The 17,901-nt window shown below is 61.3% G+C and carries 16 protein-coding genes; 11 read left to right on the top strand and 5 right to left on the bottom strand.

All coding sequences use genetic code 11. From position 1 onward, the window contains the following. Positions 1–5 precede the first annotated feature (5 nt). Positions 6–1,175 carry an IS91 family transposase gene (locus tag JMY24_RS30850; RefSeq protein ID WP_128598583.1) on the top strand — a complete coding sequence of 390 codons (1,170 nt, stop codon included), beginning with the start codon at positions 6–8 and terminating at the stop codon, positions 1,173–1,175. Positions 1,176–1,657: 482 nt separating this feature from the next. On the opposite strand, the gene JMY24_RS30845 is transcribed toward JMY24_RS30850, so the two are convergent. Genes JMY24_RS30845 through JMY24_RS30835 form a run of 3 tightly spaced genes read right to left on the bottom strand, consistent with a single transcriptional unit; the run spans position 1,658 to position 3,818 of the window. Continuing rightward, positions 1,658–2,047, bottom strand: coding sequence for a hypothetical protein (locus JMY24_RS30845; RefSeq protein WP_128598582.1), 390 nt, complete (start codon positions 2,045–2,047; stop codon positions 1,658–1,660). Positions 2,048–2,062: 15 nt separating this feature from the next. After that, positions 2,063–2,953 carry a nucleotidyl transferase AbiEii/AbiGii toxin family protein gene (locus JMY24_RS30840; RefSeq protein WP_128598581.1) on the bottom strand — a complete coding sequence of 297 codons (891 nt, stop codon included), beginning with the start codon at positions 2,951–2,953 and terminating at the stop codon, positions 2,063–2,065. Beyond that, a complete protein-coding gene (locus tag JMY24_RS30835) occupies positions 2,931–3,818 on the bottom strand; it encodes a type IV toxin-antitoxin system AbiEi family antitoxin (RefSeq protein WP_328809293.1) in 888 nt (295 codons plus the stop codon). Before JMY24_RS30835 ends, JMY24_RS30840 begins: the two co-directional genes overlap by 23 nt. Before the next feature lie 511 nt (positions 3,819–4,329). Between JMY24_RS30835 and JMY24_RS30830 the strand changes: the two genes are divergently transcribed. The 6 genes from JMY24_RS30830 (at position 4,330) to JMY24_RS30805 (ending at position 10,450) form a co-directional block, all read left to right on the top strand. Continuing rightward, positions 4,330–5,238 (top strand): catalase family peroxidase, encoded by a 909-nt coding sequence (locus JMY24_RS30830; protein WP_201703454.1) that lies wholly within the window; start codon positions 4,330–4,332, stop codon positions 5,236–5,238. 183 nt (positions 5,239–5,421) lie between these two features. Beyond that, a complete protein-coding gene (locus JMY24_RS30825) occupies positions 5,422–6,297 on the top strand; it encodes an anti-sigma factor family protein (RefSeq protein ID WP_201703453.1) in 876 nt (291 codons plus the stop codon). A 399-nt stretch (positions 6,298–6,696) separates the two neighbouring features. Further along, positions 6,697–8,127 carry an ISNCY family transposase gene (locus JMY24_RS30820; protein ID WP_201703451.1) on the top strand — a complete coding sequence of 477 codons (1,431 nt, stop codon included), beginning with the start codon at positions 6,697–6,699 and terminating at the stop codon, positions 8,125–8,127. A gap of 638 nt (positions 8,128–8,765) precedes the next feature. Beyond that, positions 8,766–9,338, top strand: coding sequence for a type II RES/Xre toxin-antitoxin system antitoxin (gene parS / locus JMY24_RS30815; RefSeq protein WP_128597463.1), 573 nt, complete (start codon positions 8,766–8,768; stop codon positions 9,336–9,338). Beyond that, positions 9,335–9,841 (top strand): RES family NAD+ phosphorylase, encoded by a 507-nt coding sequence (locus tag JMY24_RS30810; protein WP_128597462.1) that lies wholly within the window; start codon positions 9,335–9,337, stop codon positions 9,839–9,841. The genes parS and JMY24_RS30810 overlap by 4 nt, the downstream gene beginning before the upstream one ends. Before the next feature lie 66 nt (positions 9,842–9,907). Further along, a complete protein-coding gene (locus tag JMY24_RS30805) occupies positions 9,908–10,450 on the top strand; it encodes a hypothetical protein (RefSeq protein ID WP_201703450.1) in 543 nt (180 codons plus the stop codon). A gap of 155 nt (positions 10,451–10,605) precedes the next feature. Here the strand turns inward: JMY24_RS30805 and JMY24_RS30800 are convergent, their stop codons facing one another. Continuing rightward, positions 10,606–11,154, bottom strand: a complete 549-nt coding sequence (locus tag JMY24_RS30800) for a hypothetical protein (protein WP_128597461.1) — start codon at positions 11,152–11,154, stop codon at positions 10,606–10,608. 378 nt (positions 11,155–11,532) lie between these two features. Here JMY24_RS30800 and imuA point away from each other — a divergent pair, with 378 nt between their 5' ends. From imuA to JMY24_RS30780, 4 genes are read left to right on the top strand one after another with little or no spacing between them, the layout of a single operon-like run. After that, positions 11,533–12,240 carry a translesion DNA synthesis-associated protein ImuA gene (gene imuA / locus JMY24_RS30795; RefSeq protein WP_128597460.1) on the top strand — a complete coding sequence of 236 codons (708 nt, stop codon included), beginning with the start codon at positions 11,533–11,535 and terminating at the stop codon, positions 12,238–12,240. Beyond that, positions 12,170–13,648, top strand: coding sequence for a Y-family DNA polymerase (locus JMY24_RS30790; protein WP_128597459.1), 1,479 nt, complete (start codon positions 12,170–12,172; stop codon positions 13,646–13,648). The genes imuA and JMY24_RS30790 overlap by 71 nt, the downstream gene beginning before the upstream one ends. 3 nt (positions 13,649–13,651) lie before the next feature. Then, positions 13,652–16,798 carry an error-prone DNA polymerase gene (locus JMY24_RS30785; protein ID WP_201703449.1) on the top strand — a complete coding sequence of 1,049 codons (3,147 nt, stop codon included), beginning with the start codon at positions 13,652–13,654 and terminating at the stop codon, positions 16,796–16,798. Between the two features lie 19 nt (positions 16,799–16,817). Further along, positions 16,818–17,117: a DUF2471 family protein gene (locus JMY24_RS30780; RefSeq protein ID WP_128597458.1), complete on the top strand. Its 300-nt coding sequence runs from the start codon at positions 16,818–16,820 to the stop codon at positions 17,115–17,117. Between the two features lie 167 nt (positions 17,118–17,284). Here the strand turns inward: JMY24_RS30780 and JMY24_RS30775 are convergent, their stop codons facing one another. Then, on the bottom strand, positions 17,285–17,668 hold the full coding sequence (locus tag JMY24_RS30775) for a hypothetical protein (protein ID WP_128597457.1): 384 nt from the start codon (positions 17,666–17,668) through the stop codon (positions 17,285–17,287). Positions 17,669–17,901: the final 233 nt, after the last annotated feature.

Raw genomic sequence — 17,901 nt, 5'->3', positions numbered from 1 at the left:
TACCAATGCTGGAGGTCGCGGACATCTTCCGCGCCCGCGGACCGGTATGGCGACGCACGGTGTCGCTGAGCCTGGGGCAGCTGAAGGTGATGTCGGCCATCGAACAGTGCCGCACTGCGGCGCTGGGGGGACACGTGTTGCGCTGTTCCGGCTGCGCGCGCACCGAGATCGCGTACAACTCCTGCCGCAACCGCCATTGCCCCAGGTGTCAGGGGAGTGCCGCACGCCGCTGGCTCGAGGCACGTCAGGCCGACCTGCTGCCGGTCGAGTATTACCACGTCGTCTTCACGCTACCCGCGCCGATTGGCGCAATCGCCTGGTACAACAAGGCGGTTATCTACGGACTGCTGTTCGACATTGCTGCCGATACGCTGCGTACCATCGCCGCGGATCCCAGACATCTTGGCGCGCAGATTGGCGCCACATTGGTGCTGCACACCTGGGGCTCGGCGCTCACGCATCATCCGCACGTACACGGTATCGTCCCCGGTGGTGGCCTGTCGCCCGATGGTGAGCGGTGGATTGCCTGCCGGCCTGGCTTCTTCCTGCCGGTGCGCGTGCTCTCACGCCTGTTCCGCAGGCGCTTCCTCGAGGCACTTGAGCAGGCACACCGGTGTGGCCGGTTGCAGTTCTTTGGGGAGTATGCCGGACTCGCCGAGCCGGCGGTTTTTGCCCGGTGGCTTGCGCCGCTGCGCACCTGCGAATGGGTCGTGTATGCCAAGCGTCCCTTTGCGGGACCCGAAGCGGTACTCGCCTATCTCTCACGCTATACACACCGTGTGGCCATCTCCAGCCAGCGCCTGCTCGCGTTCGATGAACGCGGCGTGACCTTCCGCTGGAAGGACTATCGTGAGAAGGGGCGCACCCGCTACAAGAGCATGACGCTGGAGGCTGGCGAGTTCATGCGCCGCTTCCTGCTGCATGTGCTTCCCGTGGGCTTCCATCGCCTCCGCCACTATGGACTGCTGGCGAATCCGGTACGCCGCGCCAATCTCGCGAAGGTGCGTGAACTGCTGCACGTCACGGCACAGGCCAACGCATCACCCGAAGACCCCGTCATCGAAACGCGACCAGCCTTCGTCTGCCGGCACTGCGGCGCGCCGATGATCGTCATCGATATCCTTGCGCGCACCGCACCGATTCGCGCACCACCCACGCTCGGGGGCGAGACGTGAGCGCAACTGTTCCAGGACGAACAGCCACACTGTCGGCTCTGCGGCAACGCGGCCCACGAGCGGACGCTTGCGCCGGTCTCCGTGCGCAGGGCCTCGCACGACCGCTTCACCATCACAATGGCGCGATTGCATCGCTTCGCCGTGGCCTCACCGCCCAGCCGGCATCACGCCCGGCCGCATGTCCTGCAATACCGCAGTCCCTCCTGACCCATCAATCGCCATAGTCATCGACGCTTCCACTGCATCGGTGCACTCCGCGGTTTCCTCCCTTCAGGTTTATTCAACGCCTGCCCGCACATGCCGGCGCAAGCCGAGCCCACGGAAATGGGCAGACGTCGAACAAACCTCAAGAACTCCTGTCCCTGTGACGCCGGCTTCAATGACCGGACCTCTAGGTTAGCTGCCCTTCGATGCCCGACTGCGCGACCGGCGGCAGTGGATAGCGTGTGCATCCCAAAAAGGCAAAGCTAGATCCATGGACGTTAGCTCGCGTGATCACTGGGATACTCGAGTGTGAGTTGGCTGGCCATATATTTATTGGGTGACCTGCGGAATTTTACATAACCCGGACATTTCAATTCAGCCTCGACATTAATAAGGAACGCGTAGGTTATCGCCAAAGGTCCAATCTGACGTGGTAGCTGATCTGAAAGAAGGGTGGGGAGTGCGTCAACAGCATCATGCGCACACCCGAGAACGATGCCTGAGGTCTGGATCACATTGACCCGCGGCAGCGTCAGTGGCATCAACTGCAACGTTTCGCGCTCACGCCCCGCCGAACGCAGGGCCGCAACCGGGAGTAGTGGGTTGTTGGCGGCGCTCAGCGCGGCGCACGTTGCGCGCGCCGCCTGGCGCTGCCGCCAATCCTGCACGCATCGTCGTGGACACTAGCTGGCTGGCGCGTCAATAACGAACTGCGCTTTGAAAGCTTCGAGCAGGTCGTCCGAATCGTCGACGAACTCGCCGAACATGAGCGTTGCGGCGCGCGCGACCAGGTCCTTCTTCAGGGTGGCATAGGTCTCCGGCGTCTGGAGGATCGCGCGCACCGCGTCCCGCACCTCTGGGTACGCGACGTCCCGCGCATCCCGGCCAAGGAGGCCTGCGCACGCGAGCTGGACGTTGAAGTCGCATGCTTCTAGCAGATCCATTGCCTCGTCGTACAGGCGCACATCGTTTCCGGCGAAGAAGAACTGCCGCAATACGAATAGCAGGTCCGACGCATCGGTGTTCTTCACGTGACGCCGGTCGTGCCAAGCCATCAGCTTGAGCAGCACGAACGCCGGAACCGTAACGACGGGCACTACGAGGCCTTCGCCCACGTCCACCTGGTGCGCGGTCTCGACCGCTTCCTGGAAGCCGAGCACGTTCATGACCGTATCGCCGTCCGGCGGCCAGGCGATGGCCCCGGGCGGTGCCTCGAGCGGCCCGAACGGAACGAGGTCGAGCTGCATGCCGTACCCGTCGGCCTCGCGCCGGAAAATAAGCTGCTGCTGAGCTTTCCTGTCGCGCGTGAACTGACCGGTCCCGAGAAGCTCGTCGATCAGCCGCCTGTGAGACTCCCAACTGACAGCGCATACCGCCACGTCGACGTCACGAGTCGCGGTCGGCGCCTTCACGCCGTGCAGGTGCAGGAACTGGATGTCCCGCGCGGTTGCGCCCGCGAGCACGAACCGCGTCCCAAGCCTCTGGCAGGCATCCTTTACGGCAGCGAGCAGGGCGGTCGTGACGGGGGGCACCGGCCGTTCGGCTGGCACCTTAATGATCGAGGAAACGTTCATAGAGCGTCTGCGCAACGGCGGCGTTCCGACTGTCGCCCGAGGTGATCAGATCGGCGAAGGCGAGCACTGGATGAACGACGCCCGGCGCGACGTTCCATCTCTGCTCGGCACGTTCAGGCCAGAACGATTCGAGTATCTCAACCTCTCCATGTGGGTCAGGGCGCAGGCGAGCGGCCTTCATAAGGGGCGATGTCGCGCCGCCATGCGCATAAACCGTCACCAGAACAGGCTTGTTCGCGTGCGTGAGAACCTCAGCCGCGCACTCGCCGCCCAGGCGGGCCTTGAAGTCCGCAAGGGGGGCGCCTTGCCACCAGTCGATGCCCACCCCGCTCGCGTAACGCCGCGCTCCCAGCTTCGTGCGCAGTCCCGTGGCGTAATGATCCACCCAGTCTTTGATGAAATGGCGTTGATGCGCGATCATGCGGCGACCGTTCTTTTTGACGACCAGTCTGCGCGCGATCAGGTCATCGACTGCCAGGTTGACCGTGTTCAGTGCCACGCCCGACTGCTCAGCGATGGTGCGGTAGGGCTGCTCGACGAGACCGGGTTGGGTGGCGAGCGCAAACGACACACGCAGCCCCTTCGGGGTCGTCGATCGCGAGGCGGTGTCCGTCCACCTGAGCGTGGGCTTTTCGCGACCCGTTATCATGACCGTTGCCTCCGGCTCGTCGAGGTAGACGTTACCAGCGGTGTCCAGGAACGGAATGCGGTTGGCGATGAGATTCTCGGCGAGCCTAGGCGACACATGGTATGTGATCAGCATCAGCGGGCGGTCGGCTGCTGGCTCGTCGGGCCGGAAATGCTTCTGGTGAAGCACGACAGCGGCGCTCTGCGAGCTCGCACTGGGAACGATTGCCACGGGCATATCGAAATCCTTGCCCGACACAGAGAAGTGAATTGCCGCGTCTGCCGTCTCCGGGCGCAAAGCCACGCCAAAGCGGGGCTCAGCGCGAAAGCGCCGCGTCGCGTCAGAAAAGGCTTCACACGCAAGGCTAAGCGCCATTTGCTCCGAAGCGGAGAGGCGGGCGTTCGCAGTCATCGGGAAGTGTCAGTGTACGCTATTGGGCCAGTGTATGCCAAAAACGTACGGGGCGCAAATAACGTACAGCGGATCGGCGGAGCGTTTTCGCAACTGTCGTCGAAGGTGGCGGCACCTATGCCTGTATGTTTTTTGGTCGCTGTATGTTCAAGGAGGACACCTCGAATAAACGTACATTCTTACAAAACCCGACGTCATCGGGCCGTTCACATGCTGGCGATGGCGGTAAATCACACTGCCGCGCCTGGTTCGAAAAACATGTGTCGCGAAGAGTAGCTCGTCCGTTCGACCCTCGGGCCGTCGTGTAACGGAATACCGTAGAGGCTCGTTCGAGGCAATGACCGGGCCGCATCCCGGTTTCAGGCGTAATCACGCGAAGGGAGTCTGCGTGAGCGGGCATTTCGAAAGCAATGGCGCCGGCGAGTTGTTGTCGCGGGCGAGCGCGTTCGCGCGCGGCACTTATCCGCTGGTTGGACGCCTGTCGATGCCCGGCAGCGATCCCACGCGCGACGACGCCACTGGCATGGTGCGCAGCTTCGCATTGCGCATGACGCTACCGCACGGCGAGGACTGGCGTCTTGCAATGAATTCGACGCCGATCTTCGCGGTGCGCACGCCGGAGGCCTTGTTCGAGCAACTGCAAGCCGGGGCGCGCGATCCGCGCACAGGTCACGCCGACCCAGCGAAAATGCAGGCGTTTCTCGACGGCCATCCCGAAGCGCGCGCGTTCGACCGCTACGTCGACGGGCATCCGCCATCGTCCGGCTATGACAATGCGACGTACTACGGCATCAGCGCGTTCCGCGTCACCGATGCGCACGGCGTGCGGCGCTTCGTGCGCTGGAAGGTGGTGCCGGAGCATCCGTACCGTTCCGTCGATACACAAGACCAGCGCGATCCCGACTTCCTGTCCTACGATCTGACGACACAGCTTGCCATCGGCCCGCTGCGCTGGCATCTCACGCTGGATGTCGCGCAGACCGGCGATCCGCTCGACGATTCAACCCGGGAATGGTCGCGTTCGCCTGACCGGCTTCGAATCGACGTGGGCACAGTGGTGATCGAGCGCGCGCAAACGCAGATCGACGGTCCGTGCCGCGATGTTGTATTCGATCCGACGATCCTGCCGGATGGCATCGCACCATCATCCGATCCGCTACTCGCCGCGCGTTCGGCTGCATATAGCGTGTCGTTCCGGCGCCGCGTGCAGGAAGAGGCCGCAGCGGCACGCGCCAGTGCACATTGAAGACGCGGCACATGCGATCCGGAATGGCTCCCGCGCGATGAACAGGCGCTCTGGTCCATGCCGGAGCGCGTTCGGGGAAGGGGCGACTGCGGTTATCATGGAGGTCTGTGGGCAAGCGAGTCTTCGTTCCGGCCCAGTTGCGATCCAATCGGGCGTCCACCACTTTTTTTAGCCTATCGTCCAATGAAACTCGACGACAGCCAACTGATCGCGTATGCCGACGGCGAACTCAGCGCTTCGCAGGCCGAGTCGGTCGAACGCGAGCTGGCCGAGTCCGCCGATCTGCGTGACAGCGTCGAATTGCTGCGCGCCTCGCGTCTGCCGTATCGCGAAGCGTTCGCGGCGCAGAAATTGCCCCCGCTGCCCGACGAACTTCGGCTTCGCATCGAAGCAATGGCGGCCGACGCGCAGAATAAACCTGCGGCAGAAAGCACGCGGCGTTCGCACTCGCGTATTTGGCCGAGTATGTGGCCGCGTATGTGGCTTGCAGCTGCGTTCGTCGCCGGAGCGTTCTGTGCGGGGCTGGTGCAACAGCTTGGCGGCTGGCCTGGAACATCGGGCAATCACGCCGCAACGGTCGCGTCCACGGGTGTGCAGTCCTGGATGGGTGTGGCCGCCGATTATCAGCGACTCTACACGCGCGACACCGTCGCCAATCTCACGCCCGATCCCACCATGTTGGCCAATACCGTTGCGGCGATTCGCGAAGACGACGGCATCAGACTGCGCATGCCGGATCTGCGTCGGGCAGGGATGACGTTCAAATCCGTCGAGCGTTTGCGCTACAACGGCAAGCCGCTGATACAGATGGTTTATCTTCCCGAGCACGGCACACCGGTCGCGCTTTGCGTGATGAAAGACTCGCGCCCGGATCAGTCCATTGCGCAACGGGAGATGAACGGCATGACCGTCGTATCCTGGCGGCAGAATGAACTCGCCTACGCATTGATCGGCGAACCGAAGGCCGGCGATCTGTCGAAGATCGCGAGGCAGATTTCCAACGGCGATGTGGGCGCGATGTTTGTGCGCAATGGTGGCTATCGATCCGGTCTCGGCTGATAGAGGCACCCTGACGCGATTTTCTGGCCGGACGTTGGTCCTCCGGCTATTGCGCATCACCAGTCGATACGATGTTTCTCGTCGGTCTCCCGATGCCGGCGATCATCTGACCAGCAGCCGTTTTTCTCACAGCCAACGCACAACGGAGAAGCCTGAAATGCTGCCGAATCTCGTCCAGGGGGCTAGGAACAAATTTCCGCAAAAAACAGGAACAAGTTTATGCAAACCAACGGTAAACATGCGAGAGGCACTGCGACTAACTTTTGATTTTACATAATGTTAATTATCAACCAATCGTGTGTAGTAGCTTTATAGAAATGTCGTGTTCTAGCCATTTAGAAATGTCGTGTTCTGGTCTCGATATGCTTGCCGGTTCCCTGCGGGACTATGGAGCCGGCCATGCATGCAGCTGCACTGGTGACATTGAACATGCGCGAACTCGACCGTCTGAAGGTCATCCAGGCCGTTGTCGACATGGGCCTCAAGCCTGGTCGCGCGGCCGAACGCCTGGGCTTGACCGTACGTCAGGTTGAGCGCCTTGTGATTCGCTACCAGGAATCCGGTGCAGCGGGACTGGCCTCGCGCAGACGTGGCCGTTCCGGCAACCGGAAGCTGGACGAAGGACTGGCCCAGCAGGCGCTGGCGATCATTCGTGAACGCTACGCCGATTTTGGGCCGACACTGGCCTGCGGGAAGCTTCGGGAATGCCACGGCATCCGGATGGCCAAGGAAACGGTCAGGCGGCTGATGACGGACGCCGGTCTGTGGATACCACGCCGGCAGCGCCCGCCGAAGATCTATCAGCCGCGGGCGCGTCGTGCGTGTCTGGGCGAACTGATCCAGATTGATGGCAGCGATCACCGGTGGTTCGAGGAACGGGCGCCGGCCTGCACACTGCTGGTGTACGTCGACGATGCGACCAGCCGGCTGATGCATCTGCACTTCACGGCGAGCGAATCGACCTTCAGCTATTTCGAGGCGACGCGGGCGTACATCGAATGCCACGGCAAGCCTGGCGCGTTTTACAGCGACAAGGCGAGCGTGTTTCGCAGTGGCAAGGCCCATGAAACGGGAAGCAGCGTGACACATTTCGGCCGGGCGATGTTCGAGCTGAACATTGACACGTTCTGCGCGAACAGCAGCTCAGCGAAGGGTCGCGTCGAGCGCGCCCACCTGACGCTGCAGGACCGGCTGGTGAAGGAATTGCGACTGCGCGGAATCAGCACGATCGTCGGAGCCAATGCGTATGCGCCCTCCTTCATGGCGGCCTACAACGCACGCTTCGCGAAGCCGCCGAAGAGCGATTTCGACGCGCACCGGCCGCTGCGGGGTGACGAGAATCTCGACCTGCTGATGACGTGGCGCGAGACGCGACGTGTGACGAAATCACTGACCATTCAGTACGACCGCGTAATGTACCTGCTGGATGACACGCCGGAGAACCGGAAACTGGTCCACCGCTACATCGACGTGTGGGAGTACCCGGACGGGCGCATCGAGATCCGCGCAGATGGCCGGGTGCTGCCGAACCGGCAATACGACCGGCTGGCCGAAATCGACCAGGGCGCGATCGTTGAACATAAACGCCTGAGTCACGCGCTGCAGGTCGCGCAGGCGATCCAGGCGCAACGCGACAACCGGCGCATCTCCGGCTCCCCCGCGCGCACGAATCAGGGACAACCGGTTCGGGCAACGGAACGCGCGCAAGGCACGAAGAAGCAGCGTGAATTCACCCAGGCCGACATCAACGGCGTGATCGCGGAACTGGCACAACGAAGGCAGCCGAACCAGACACGCAAACCTGGCCGTCGGTCTGCAGGATCTGTCTGAACGGACTGACACGCCCTGCCCGTTCACGCGCGGTCCTTCAACGCTACGTGAGATTCAAACCGTTAAAGACAGAGTCAAACTCAACGTCAAAACCCGACATTTCTAAATAGCTGCCGCCACGACATCTTGAAATGGCTACGACAAGTGAACTAGCTAGTTACTTTACGCGAAAGCGGCGATCAGTTGTGGGCTATCCGCCCCTTCATTGCCGGCTGGCAGGGGCGTGAAACAAAGGGCATGAGTAGCTTTCATACCTTCGTTTGCCGCGTACCGAGAGGAGGGCGCAAACGCGTGCGGACTTCATGCGGCCAAACCCGATTACCTGTGACGTGATCTCTGTCCCGCCGTGACGCGCAGGAAGCGCAGAATGAGGATCTGCGCATTCGGGCGGATCCCCGCCGGTAGCGCAAGGCAACCTACGTTGCTTTGCGCCACCCACGGCACACGGGATGACACGCGCCGAGGCTTGACGCAGATGCATGCGGCGCGCCGCGACACTGTCCTCGACGTCACTGACCGATGTCGAGACGCTAAGTGCTGCATTACCGGGTCTCCGCGTTGGCGCCGTCGAGCCCCGCATTGAATGCAAGCGACACGTGTCGTATAATTAAACGACACATGACGGAAAGGAGTCCGGTATGGTTGCCACAGTCGAAAAGCCCCTAGAAGCGGCTGGTTCCATCGGAGCGGCGCGCTTCGGGAAGTTACTGAACGAAATTGAGCTGTTGATTCATTCGTGGGGCGAGTCGCCGCATGATGACCGGGAGCGTGCGAAACCGGCGGATTCGCACACGGGCCGCCTGGGCGCGAAAGGGCTCGAACGGTTCGCCGACATGGAGCCGCTCATGGTGCACGATATGGTCACCCGAGGTCTGCCGGTTCTGCTCGCGCGGACCATGATGGATTCCTATGAACTAGTCCAGAAGGATGCTGTTCTGCAGGCCATCGGCGTTAGTGAGAGAACGCTTCAGCGGGGGAAGGACGCGGACCGGCGGCTCGACAGCAACGCCAGTGACCGACTGCTTCGGCTCGCCGCTATAACGGAGCACGCGATCGACGTGCTTGGTTCCCAGGAGGAGGCCGAACGCTGGCTCCTGAAACCAGCCTTGGCGCTGGATCAGCGGCGGCCGATCGACCTGCTGCAAAGCTCCGAAGGAACAGAACTCGTCAAGGCGTTGCTCACCAGAATGGACTACGGGGTTTACGCTTGACGCCGCTGCCGGCTGCTTTGGGCAGCAGCGGTTTCGCCGCCTGGCGACTGGAGCGCGAAAAGTACGTGCCCACGTGGGACACAGCAGAAGGCGCCTTTCAGGTCGGAGGTCGTTGGTCCTCAAAGGGGCGACGTGTGATTTACGCGTCGCTCGACCCGGCCACCACCATCCTTGAAGTGGCCGTCCACAAGGGTTTCAATGTGCTGGACACAGTCCCGCATCGACTGCTGGAAGTGGAAATTGATGCGGCACCTGTCTATGTCGTCCAGAAATCGGCCATTCCTAATCCCAACTGGCTTCAGTCCGGCACCGTCAGTCCCAATCAGCAGGCGTTTGGTGACGCACTGTTGTCCGAGCATCCTCTGGTCTTGATCCCCAGTGTTGTCAGCGGCCATTCGTGGAATCTTCTGATCGACACTGCGACTGCAGCCGGAACTTTCAGGCTTCGAAACGACGAGCGGTTTGCGCTGGATACGCGTCTTCTACCCGGCGTACATCCTTGAAGTGGGGCGAACTGGCTTGGTTTATTTTGAGAGGAAAAGTTGAAAAGGACGAAAAGAGAGTACGACTTGGAAGTTGATCCATTTGCCTGTTATAAAATGGAATTCATTCATAACGAATCAAAAGCAAATTTTGAGTCGACCGAGAAGTGGCTGTATCTAGGCGCCAACGCTCGAGATAGTGAATTTGCCAAGGTAGGGATAACCATGGGCGACCTTACAACCAGATCATCCAGCTCAGAGAGCCCAAGTTATTATCTATTTTGCGCTTTTAAGTGCAGGAGCAATATACAACTATCCAAGCTTAAGACTATAGAACATAGCGCTTTAAATCATCTTGAAGATGTGTTTGTCTACCATCATGGCTCGACTAAGCGAGCATTGCATCATGAATCAGAACGCATCTCCGAATGTTTTTATGATGTTGATTTTCTGGATTTTTTTGTTGAGCTTCATTATTTCCTATATGAAAATTACTGTAGTTATTTTTTGCTTTCTGGATTTGAAAATGAAGCGGGATTTGACGAGGGTGAATTTATAGATTGCGAATTCAACACGGCGCGCATGACACGTGAAGAAATTAACAAGCATATAAGAATGATTCTCCGATAGTGCCGCTAGATGCGGGCTAACTTTCCATCGGTGTCCACGGGCGCTGTTTTTCGACCAGCGTACAGACGTCCCCCAAACACCGGGTGACAGTCAGCCTGCAGGCTGCCAACGACCGTCAACGAGCGAAACGCCCTGGTTTGCTTGGCCCTTGCCGGTTACGTCGGTGCCAAGTACCGGGAACGACGTTTGAAGTTGCTTATTGTCCGCCCACTTCGGCACGTCGACCATCTCGTAGGAGTAAGTGACGGTTGTGACGGTTTCACGCTGCCGATTTTCGTGGGTTCATCCCACTTCAAAACCTTTGTGAACTTCACCTTTCCATAGCAGAATCGGCCGTAATCCTTGCCCGGGAAAGGCTGGCGCTTGTCCAAGACCAGTTGCTTTTTGCCTTCATCGGTAAGCGCGAAAATGGCCTTCTTGCGGAAGTTGGTGGAGTAGTCTGGACCCTCCTCTTTCATCGTCGCAATGCCCGCCTGCACGAAGCCCACTCCCGCGTCATAAAAAGCATACGGGTTGCCGTGATCGCCGGGCTCGGCCGTCGCGGGCCAATCCGTTGGCGGCAAGCAGCGAACGGGGTTGGACGCAAGTTTCTGGTTGACGGCCGCAGCGAAGTTGTCTTCGTTGGGTGTGGACTTGCTTGAGCACGCAGCAGCCAATATGGCCGCAGCAAGGAAACAGAGATGGGACAGGGGGCGGATTTGCATGTTCGAATCAGACCAACTCAATGTGATTGCACGCGCGAAATGTTACATGAAGCTCGCGAACTAGCGCGCGAGGTACGCCGCATCCATCACGCCAGCCATTGAGGTATCGCCGACTTTCGCTTGTTATGAGATCGCGAGACCGCGATCGTACGCGGTTGAGTCGAGTCCACTTTCTCTACTTACCCGGATCCTTACTGGTAAATCAGTTAGCGCTGCGAAATAAAGTCGAACCGGATCGGATGTCTTTAGCTGAAAGCAGTGTAGGAATTGCACCGGTGCAATGGCCCCGAGTGATGTGACCCCGAAATTGCAAACAAACCGCGCTGCCGTCCAGGCTATACTGTGTTTTTATACAGTATTTTGCCACCGGAGGGAGCCATGAATGCCGTTATGCTGCCCGAGACGATTCACCCGGATCTGTGGCGCGGCAATCAGCTGGCGCACGCACGGTCGCGCGTCGTTGATTGCGGCGACGAGAACCTCGCGCGGGAATTGCCTGGCGGTGGCTGGCCACGCGGCGCACTGACCGATCTGCTTTTGCAGCAGACGGGCTGCGGCGAATTACGACTGCTTCGTCCTGCATTCGAGCAGTTGTCGTCCAGGCCTGTTGCCATGCTGCAGCCGCCTCATGACCTTCAGCCGACGGCTCTCACCTGGTGGGGACTCGATCCTTCAAATGTAATGACGGTCAAGGCGCCCCGCACGGCCGATGCGCTGTGGGCCGCGGAGCAGATTCTGCGCGCAGGCACATGCGGTGCTTTGCTTTTCTGGCAGAACCACGTGCGGCCCGAATCGCTGCGCCGACTGCATCTGGCCGCACAGGCGTCCGAGTCGCTCTTTTTCATGTTGCGACCGCTTGCGACGACGCGCGACGCCTCGCCGGCGCCGTTGCGGCTTGCGATACGTGCAGCGAAGGATGGTGTGAATATCCAGTTCCTTAAACGCCGCGGCCCCGCACGTGATGAGCCGCTCTTCGTCCCGTTGACGCCCTCTCCGATCCTCAACGTAAAACGCAATGCAACTGTGGTTAGGCGTCCATCTCCCGTCACTGTGCCTCGAAGTGTTCCGGCCGAAGTGGTCGCGTGAAACCTCGGACGCAACCGAAGGCATTGCCGTGCTCGAGAAAGAGCGCGTCATCGCCATGGACGCGCGTGCGCATGAAGCAGGCGTCTGTATGGGCATGCGCCGCGGCGGCGTACTCACGCTTGCGCCCGCTACGGTCATGCATGAGCGTGACAGCGCGGCCGAGGTCAACACGGTGCGCGCAGTCGCCACAGGCCTGTTGAATCTTTCGCCGCAGGTGGTCATCGCGGAGGAAAGCACTGTGCTCGTCGATGTGTCAGCAAGTCTGCGGCTCTTTGGGGGCATCCGCTCGTTGCGCCGCATGGCGCGTCGAGTGGCGGATGCTATCGGCATGACCGCGACCGTCAGCGTTGCACCAACGGGACAGGCGGCATGGTTGCTCGCGCGCGCTCGCGGCAGTGTGGCACTGTCGCACGATTCTCTCCACCGCAGGCTGGCCGGATTACCCGTGGGCCTGCCGCCACCCGCGCGTCGCCATATGGACTGGCTCACTGGCATCGGCTGCGAAACGGTTGGACAACTGATGCGACTCCCGCGCGCAGGATTGAAGAAGCGTTGCGGGACAGCGTTGCTGGATCTGCTCGACCGCGCCAATGGAGATGCACCCGAAGTGTTCGAATGGTTTGAGACGCCGCCGACCTTTCAGGCGCGCGTGGAACTGCCGGATCGCATCGATCACGCGGAGGCCTGCCTGTTCGCGGCGCGCCGGCTCGTGGTTCAGCTAACCGGCTGGCTCTCGCAGAAGCAGCTTGCCGTGACGCGCATCGTTCTGCTGCTCGAGCACGAACGCGGTCGCGATGCAATGGAGCCGACCGCGATCGAAGTCTCGCTCGCGGAGCCGACGTGGCGCGAGGATCACCTTTTACGGCTGCTCAAGGAAAGGCTTGCGCGCGTGGAACTCTCGGCCGCGGTCATTGCCCTGCAACTGGTTGTACAGGAAGTGAACGAAGCGGAAGCCGCGTCGGATTCGCTCTTTCCAGAGCCGGGCGGTACCGCGTCCGATCACGCGCGGCTGCTCGAACTGCTGGTTGCGCGCCTCGGCGCGGAAAATGTGCTGCGCCCGGCGCCGGTTGCTGACCACCGGCCGGAAGTCGCCGCGCGCTGGGTGTCCGTGACGGACAACAAAACAAAGTACGTGCCGCCGGCGAGCGATACGCCGCGTCCGACATGGTTGCTGGAACAGCCGCTGAAGCTCCTGATGCGGGGCGAACGGCCCTTCTATGGCACGCCGCTGCGCACCGTGTCGTCCGGCGAGCGCGTTGAGGCGGGGTGGTTCCAGGGCGAGCCGGTCACACGCGACTACTTCGTCGCGGAAGCCGACGATCACATCTGCTACTGGATTTTCCGGGAACGCATAGGTGCGGTCGACGAGGATGAGCCGCGCTGGTATCTGCATGGTCTCTTCGGATAAGCCATGTCGTATCCGTCGTTCGGCCTGCCGGGCTATGCCGAGTTGCAGTGCTTCTCCAACTTCACGTTCCTTCACGGCGCGTCACATGCCGAGGAACTGGCCGCGCGCGCGGCGCAACTCGGTTATGAGGCGATTGCTGTCACCGACGAATGCTCGCTCGCTGGCATCGTGCGCGCGCACGTCGCGGCGAAAGAGGCGGGCATCAAGCTGCTCGTAGGTGCGCATTTCCGGTTGACCAATTCGGACGGCTCCCCTGCCCTTGCCTTCACGGCGATCGCGCAGAATCGTGACGGATACGGCAACCTGTCCGAACTGATTACGCTCGCACGCACGCGCACGGCCAAGGGCACGTACCTGCTCTATCCGCACGATCTCGACCATCCGGACCCGCCATATGCGCACCTGCGCGCCCTGCCCGACTGCCTGATCATCCTGACGCCGGAATTCCCGGCGAAGGAAGCGCGCCTCGACGCGCAGGCGGAATGGGCAGCGCGCACGTTTGGCGAAAATCGTTGCTGGATGGGCCTCACCTTGCACGCGCGGGCGCTGGATGACATTCACCGCAATGTCGTGCTAGACGTCGCAGAGCGACATGGTCTGAGCGTCGTTGCGACTGGTCAGGTACTTATCCACGTGCGATCGCGCAAGCCCCTGCAGGACACGCTCACCGCCATCCGGCTTAGCCGCCCGGTCACTGAATGCGGCTTTGAACTCGCGCCCAACGCCGAACAGCATCTGCGCTCGCGTTTGCGGCTTGCCAACGTCTATCCAGCGGAGGCGCTCGCGCAGACGCTGAACATCGCCAATCGATGCTCGTTCGCGCTGGACGAACTGCGCTATGAATACCCAGACGAACTGGTGCCGCCCGGCACGACGCCAACCGCCTACCTGCGCGGCGAAACCTATCTGGGGGCGCAGCGCCGCTATCCACGCGGCATTCCGCACAACGTGCAAGTGCAGATCGAGCACGAACTCGCGCTGATTGCGGACCTGAAATACGAGCCGTATTTCCTCACGGTGTACGACATCGTGCGCTTCGCGCGCAACGAGGGCATCCTGTGTCAGGGGCGTGGATCGGCCGCCAATAGCGCGGTCTGCTACGTTCTGGGCGTGACGGAAGTCGACCCTGCCCGCAGCAGCATGCTGTTCGAGCGGTTCATCTCAAAGGAGCGCGGCGAACCACCTGACATCGACGTGGACTTCGAGCACCAGCGCCGCGAAGAGGTCATCCAGTACATCTACCGGAAGTACTCCCGCACACGCGCGGCGCTCGCGGCCGCGGTGACGACCTACCGGCCCCGCTCCGCGATCCGCGATTCAGGTAAGGCGCTCGGCATCGACCCCGTCATCGTTGACCGCGTCGCGAAGGAACATCACTGGTTCGATTCGAGCGCGGATTTAATACGGCGATTCGTGGACAGCGGCCTCGATCCCGAGACGCCGATGATCCAGCAGTGGGCGACGCTTGCCGCGCAGCTGCTCGGCTTTCCGCGTCATCTGTCGCAGCACACGGGCGGGTTCGTGATCGCGCGCGGCAAGCTGTCCCGTCTCGTGCCGGTGGAAAACGCGTCGATGCCAGATCGCACTGTGATCCAGTGGGATAAGGACGATCTGGAAGCGCTCGGCCTGCTGAAGATCGACGTGCTCGCACTTGGCATGTTGTCGGCGATCCGCCGGGCGCTCGAGCTCGTATCGCAGCAGCGCGGCGAGCCGTTTGAAATGCAGGACATCCCGCCCGAGGACGAAGCGACTTACGACATGATCTGCGCGGCCGACACCGTCGGCGTGTTCCAGATCGAGTCGCGTGCGCAGATGAGCATGTTGCCCCGTCTTAAACCACGCGAGTTCTACGATCTCGTGATCGAGGTTGCGATCGTGCGGCCGGGCCCGGTGCAGGGCGGCATGGTGCATCCGTATCTGCGCCGGCGTCAGGGCATCGAGCCCGTTTCCTACCCGAGCCCCGACGTCGAGCAGGCGCTGAAACGCACCCTCGGCGTGCCGATCTTTCAGGAGCAGGTTATGCAGGTAGCGATGCTCGCGGCGGGTTTCAGCGCCGGCGAAGCCGATCAGCTACGCCGCGCGATGGCGGCATGGAAGCGCAAGGGCGGCCTGCAGCACTACCATGACCGGATCGTCGAAGGCATGCTTCAGCGCGGCTACGACCGTGAATTCGCCGAGTCGATCTTTGCCCAGATCCAGGGCTTCGGCGAGTACGGCTTTCCTGAAAGTCATGCGGCAAGCTTCGCCCTTCTCGTCTACGCGAGCTGCTGGCTCAAGCGTCACGAACCTGCGGCGTTCCTTTGCGCGATGCTCAACAGCCAGCCGATGGGCTTCTACTCGCCTTCACAGCTTGTGCAGGACGCGAAGCGCCACGGCGTTGGCGTGCTGCCGGTCGATGTGACCATCAGCGATTGGGATTCGGCGATGGAAGGCGATGGCAGTATGGCGCCCGTGCGGCTCGGCTTGTCCGTCGTTCGCGGCATGCGCGAGGAAACAGCCCGGCGCATTGAGGCGGCACGTGCGGTCAGGCCGTTTCGCGACGTCGCAGATCTTGCCAACCGCGCACAGCTCGACCGCCACGACCTGCAGGTGCTGGCGGCAGCGAACGCGCTCAAGCCGCTCTCCGGGGACCGCAGACAGGCACTGTGGGCGGCGGTCGCCGCGGTGCCCGACAAGGATCTGTTACGCGCAACGACACGCGAGGAAGAGGCGCCGGCACTGACGGCTCCAACGGAAGGACAGGATCTGATCGCGGACTACCGCTCGACTGGCCTCACGCTCGGCCGTCACCCGATTGCGTTGCTACGCGAAAAGCTGCTGTCCATGCGGCTGATGCCTGCTGAAGCGTTGATGCGTTATCGCAATGGACAGCTCGCGCGGGGATGCGGGATTGTGACCGTGCGGCAGCGCCCCGGCACCGCGAACGGCGTGATGTTCATGACGCTGGAGGACGAGACCGGGTCGGTCAATGTCATCGTCTGGCAGTCGGTGCTCGAGCGGCAACGTCGCGAGGCGCTCGGCGCATCGCTGCTCGCTGTGTATGGTGTGTGGCAACGCGAAGGTGACGTGACGCACCTCGTCGCCCAACGGCTCGTCGACGTGTCGCATCTGCTTGGCGAACTGCCGACGGCGAGCCGCAATTTTCACTGAAACAACGAGGAAGGAAACGATGGCGAACTACAACGTCCTGTTTGACGCGCAGGCGGCCGCTGAGGAAGTCATACCGCGCGTTGTCGAGCGTCATCGCTCGAAAGGCGTCCTGACCTGGAAGCTGCTTCATCAGATGGAAGAGGAGGTGCTGGCCGAGGTAACGGCTGGCGGCAGGTTCAGTGACCGGTTGCTGCAGATGATCTGTGCGCCTGCCGTGCTGGAGTATCCGAACGACGACTGGCCCGCCTCGTTTGAGGGGCACGATTTTGTGCCGATTATCTTTGGCGCTCTGGAGCGCGCCTGGCGGCAGGTCCACTAACAGCGAGTCGCAAGCGTGCGCCGGCGGGAGCTTCCCCATGAAGTACCCGTCTCGCATGCGACGCATTGTTTCCCACCCTTTCTTTCCCTATTCGCTGTCACCGGGAAAGGCGGCCTCTGCATACCTGTGATGCAAGCCGCAAGTACCGGCAAGCGCCTGTTGCGTGGTTAGTCGGTACCAGTATCGACTGCGCCTTCGATGCGCTGGAGTAACTTGCTCGCCGTGCCACGCGCGAGAAACGGCATTGCAGCATCACGAACGAACGAATCTACGTCGCTGCGTAACACGTTCCACGCTACTCCGCGCAGGTTAAACACGTAGCACTTCCGATCTCTCTCCCAGGCAACTGCGATCCATCCGTTGCGAAGCTCGAAACTTGGACCGACGACAGCAAGAGGGGAGGCTCCAATCTTCCTGTCAATCTCTTCGACCGCGGTGACCATCGCTTGTAGCGTTGCGCGGGTCATCGACGCCGAGACCGGCCCGATCGTCGCGATGCATCCATCGTGCGACTGAGAGATGATCTTGCCCGGTACATTAATTGATTCCATTCTTGTTACTCCTCCGTGGTTTGGCGTTTTCCATACCAGCTTGCGGGTGAAGACGACGGGTTACTTCGTTCAACGTTCCGCATGAATAGCCGACGGCACGAAAGTCCGGAAAAAAAGCCGACCGCAGGGGTCGGCTAAATGTTCTGCCCATTTTTAGGGCCGTGGCAGAACCTGAGAGTCTTCGTAAAGGATAGCGGCGCGCGTCGGGATCAAACCATCAATAAGAGGCCAAA

Origin of the sequence: Paraburkholderia kirstenboschensis (assembly GCF_904848585.1) — a bacterium.
In the GTDB taxonomy this organism is placed as follows: domain Bacteria; phylum Pseudomonadota; class Gammaproteobacteria; order Burkholderiales; family Burkholderiaceae; genus Paraburkholderia; species Paraburkholderia kirstenboschensis.
Note: the sequence above shows the minus strand (reverse complement) of the source record. Positions and strands in the feature narration are given on the sequence as shown.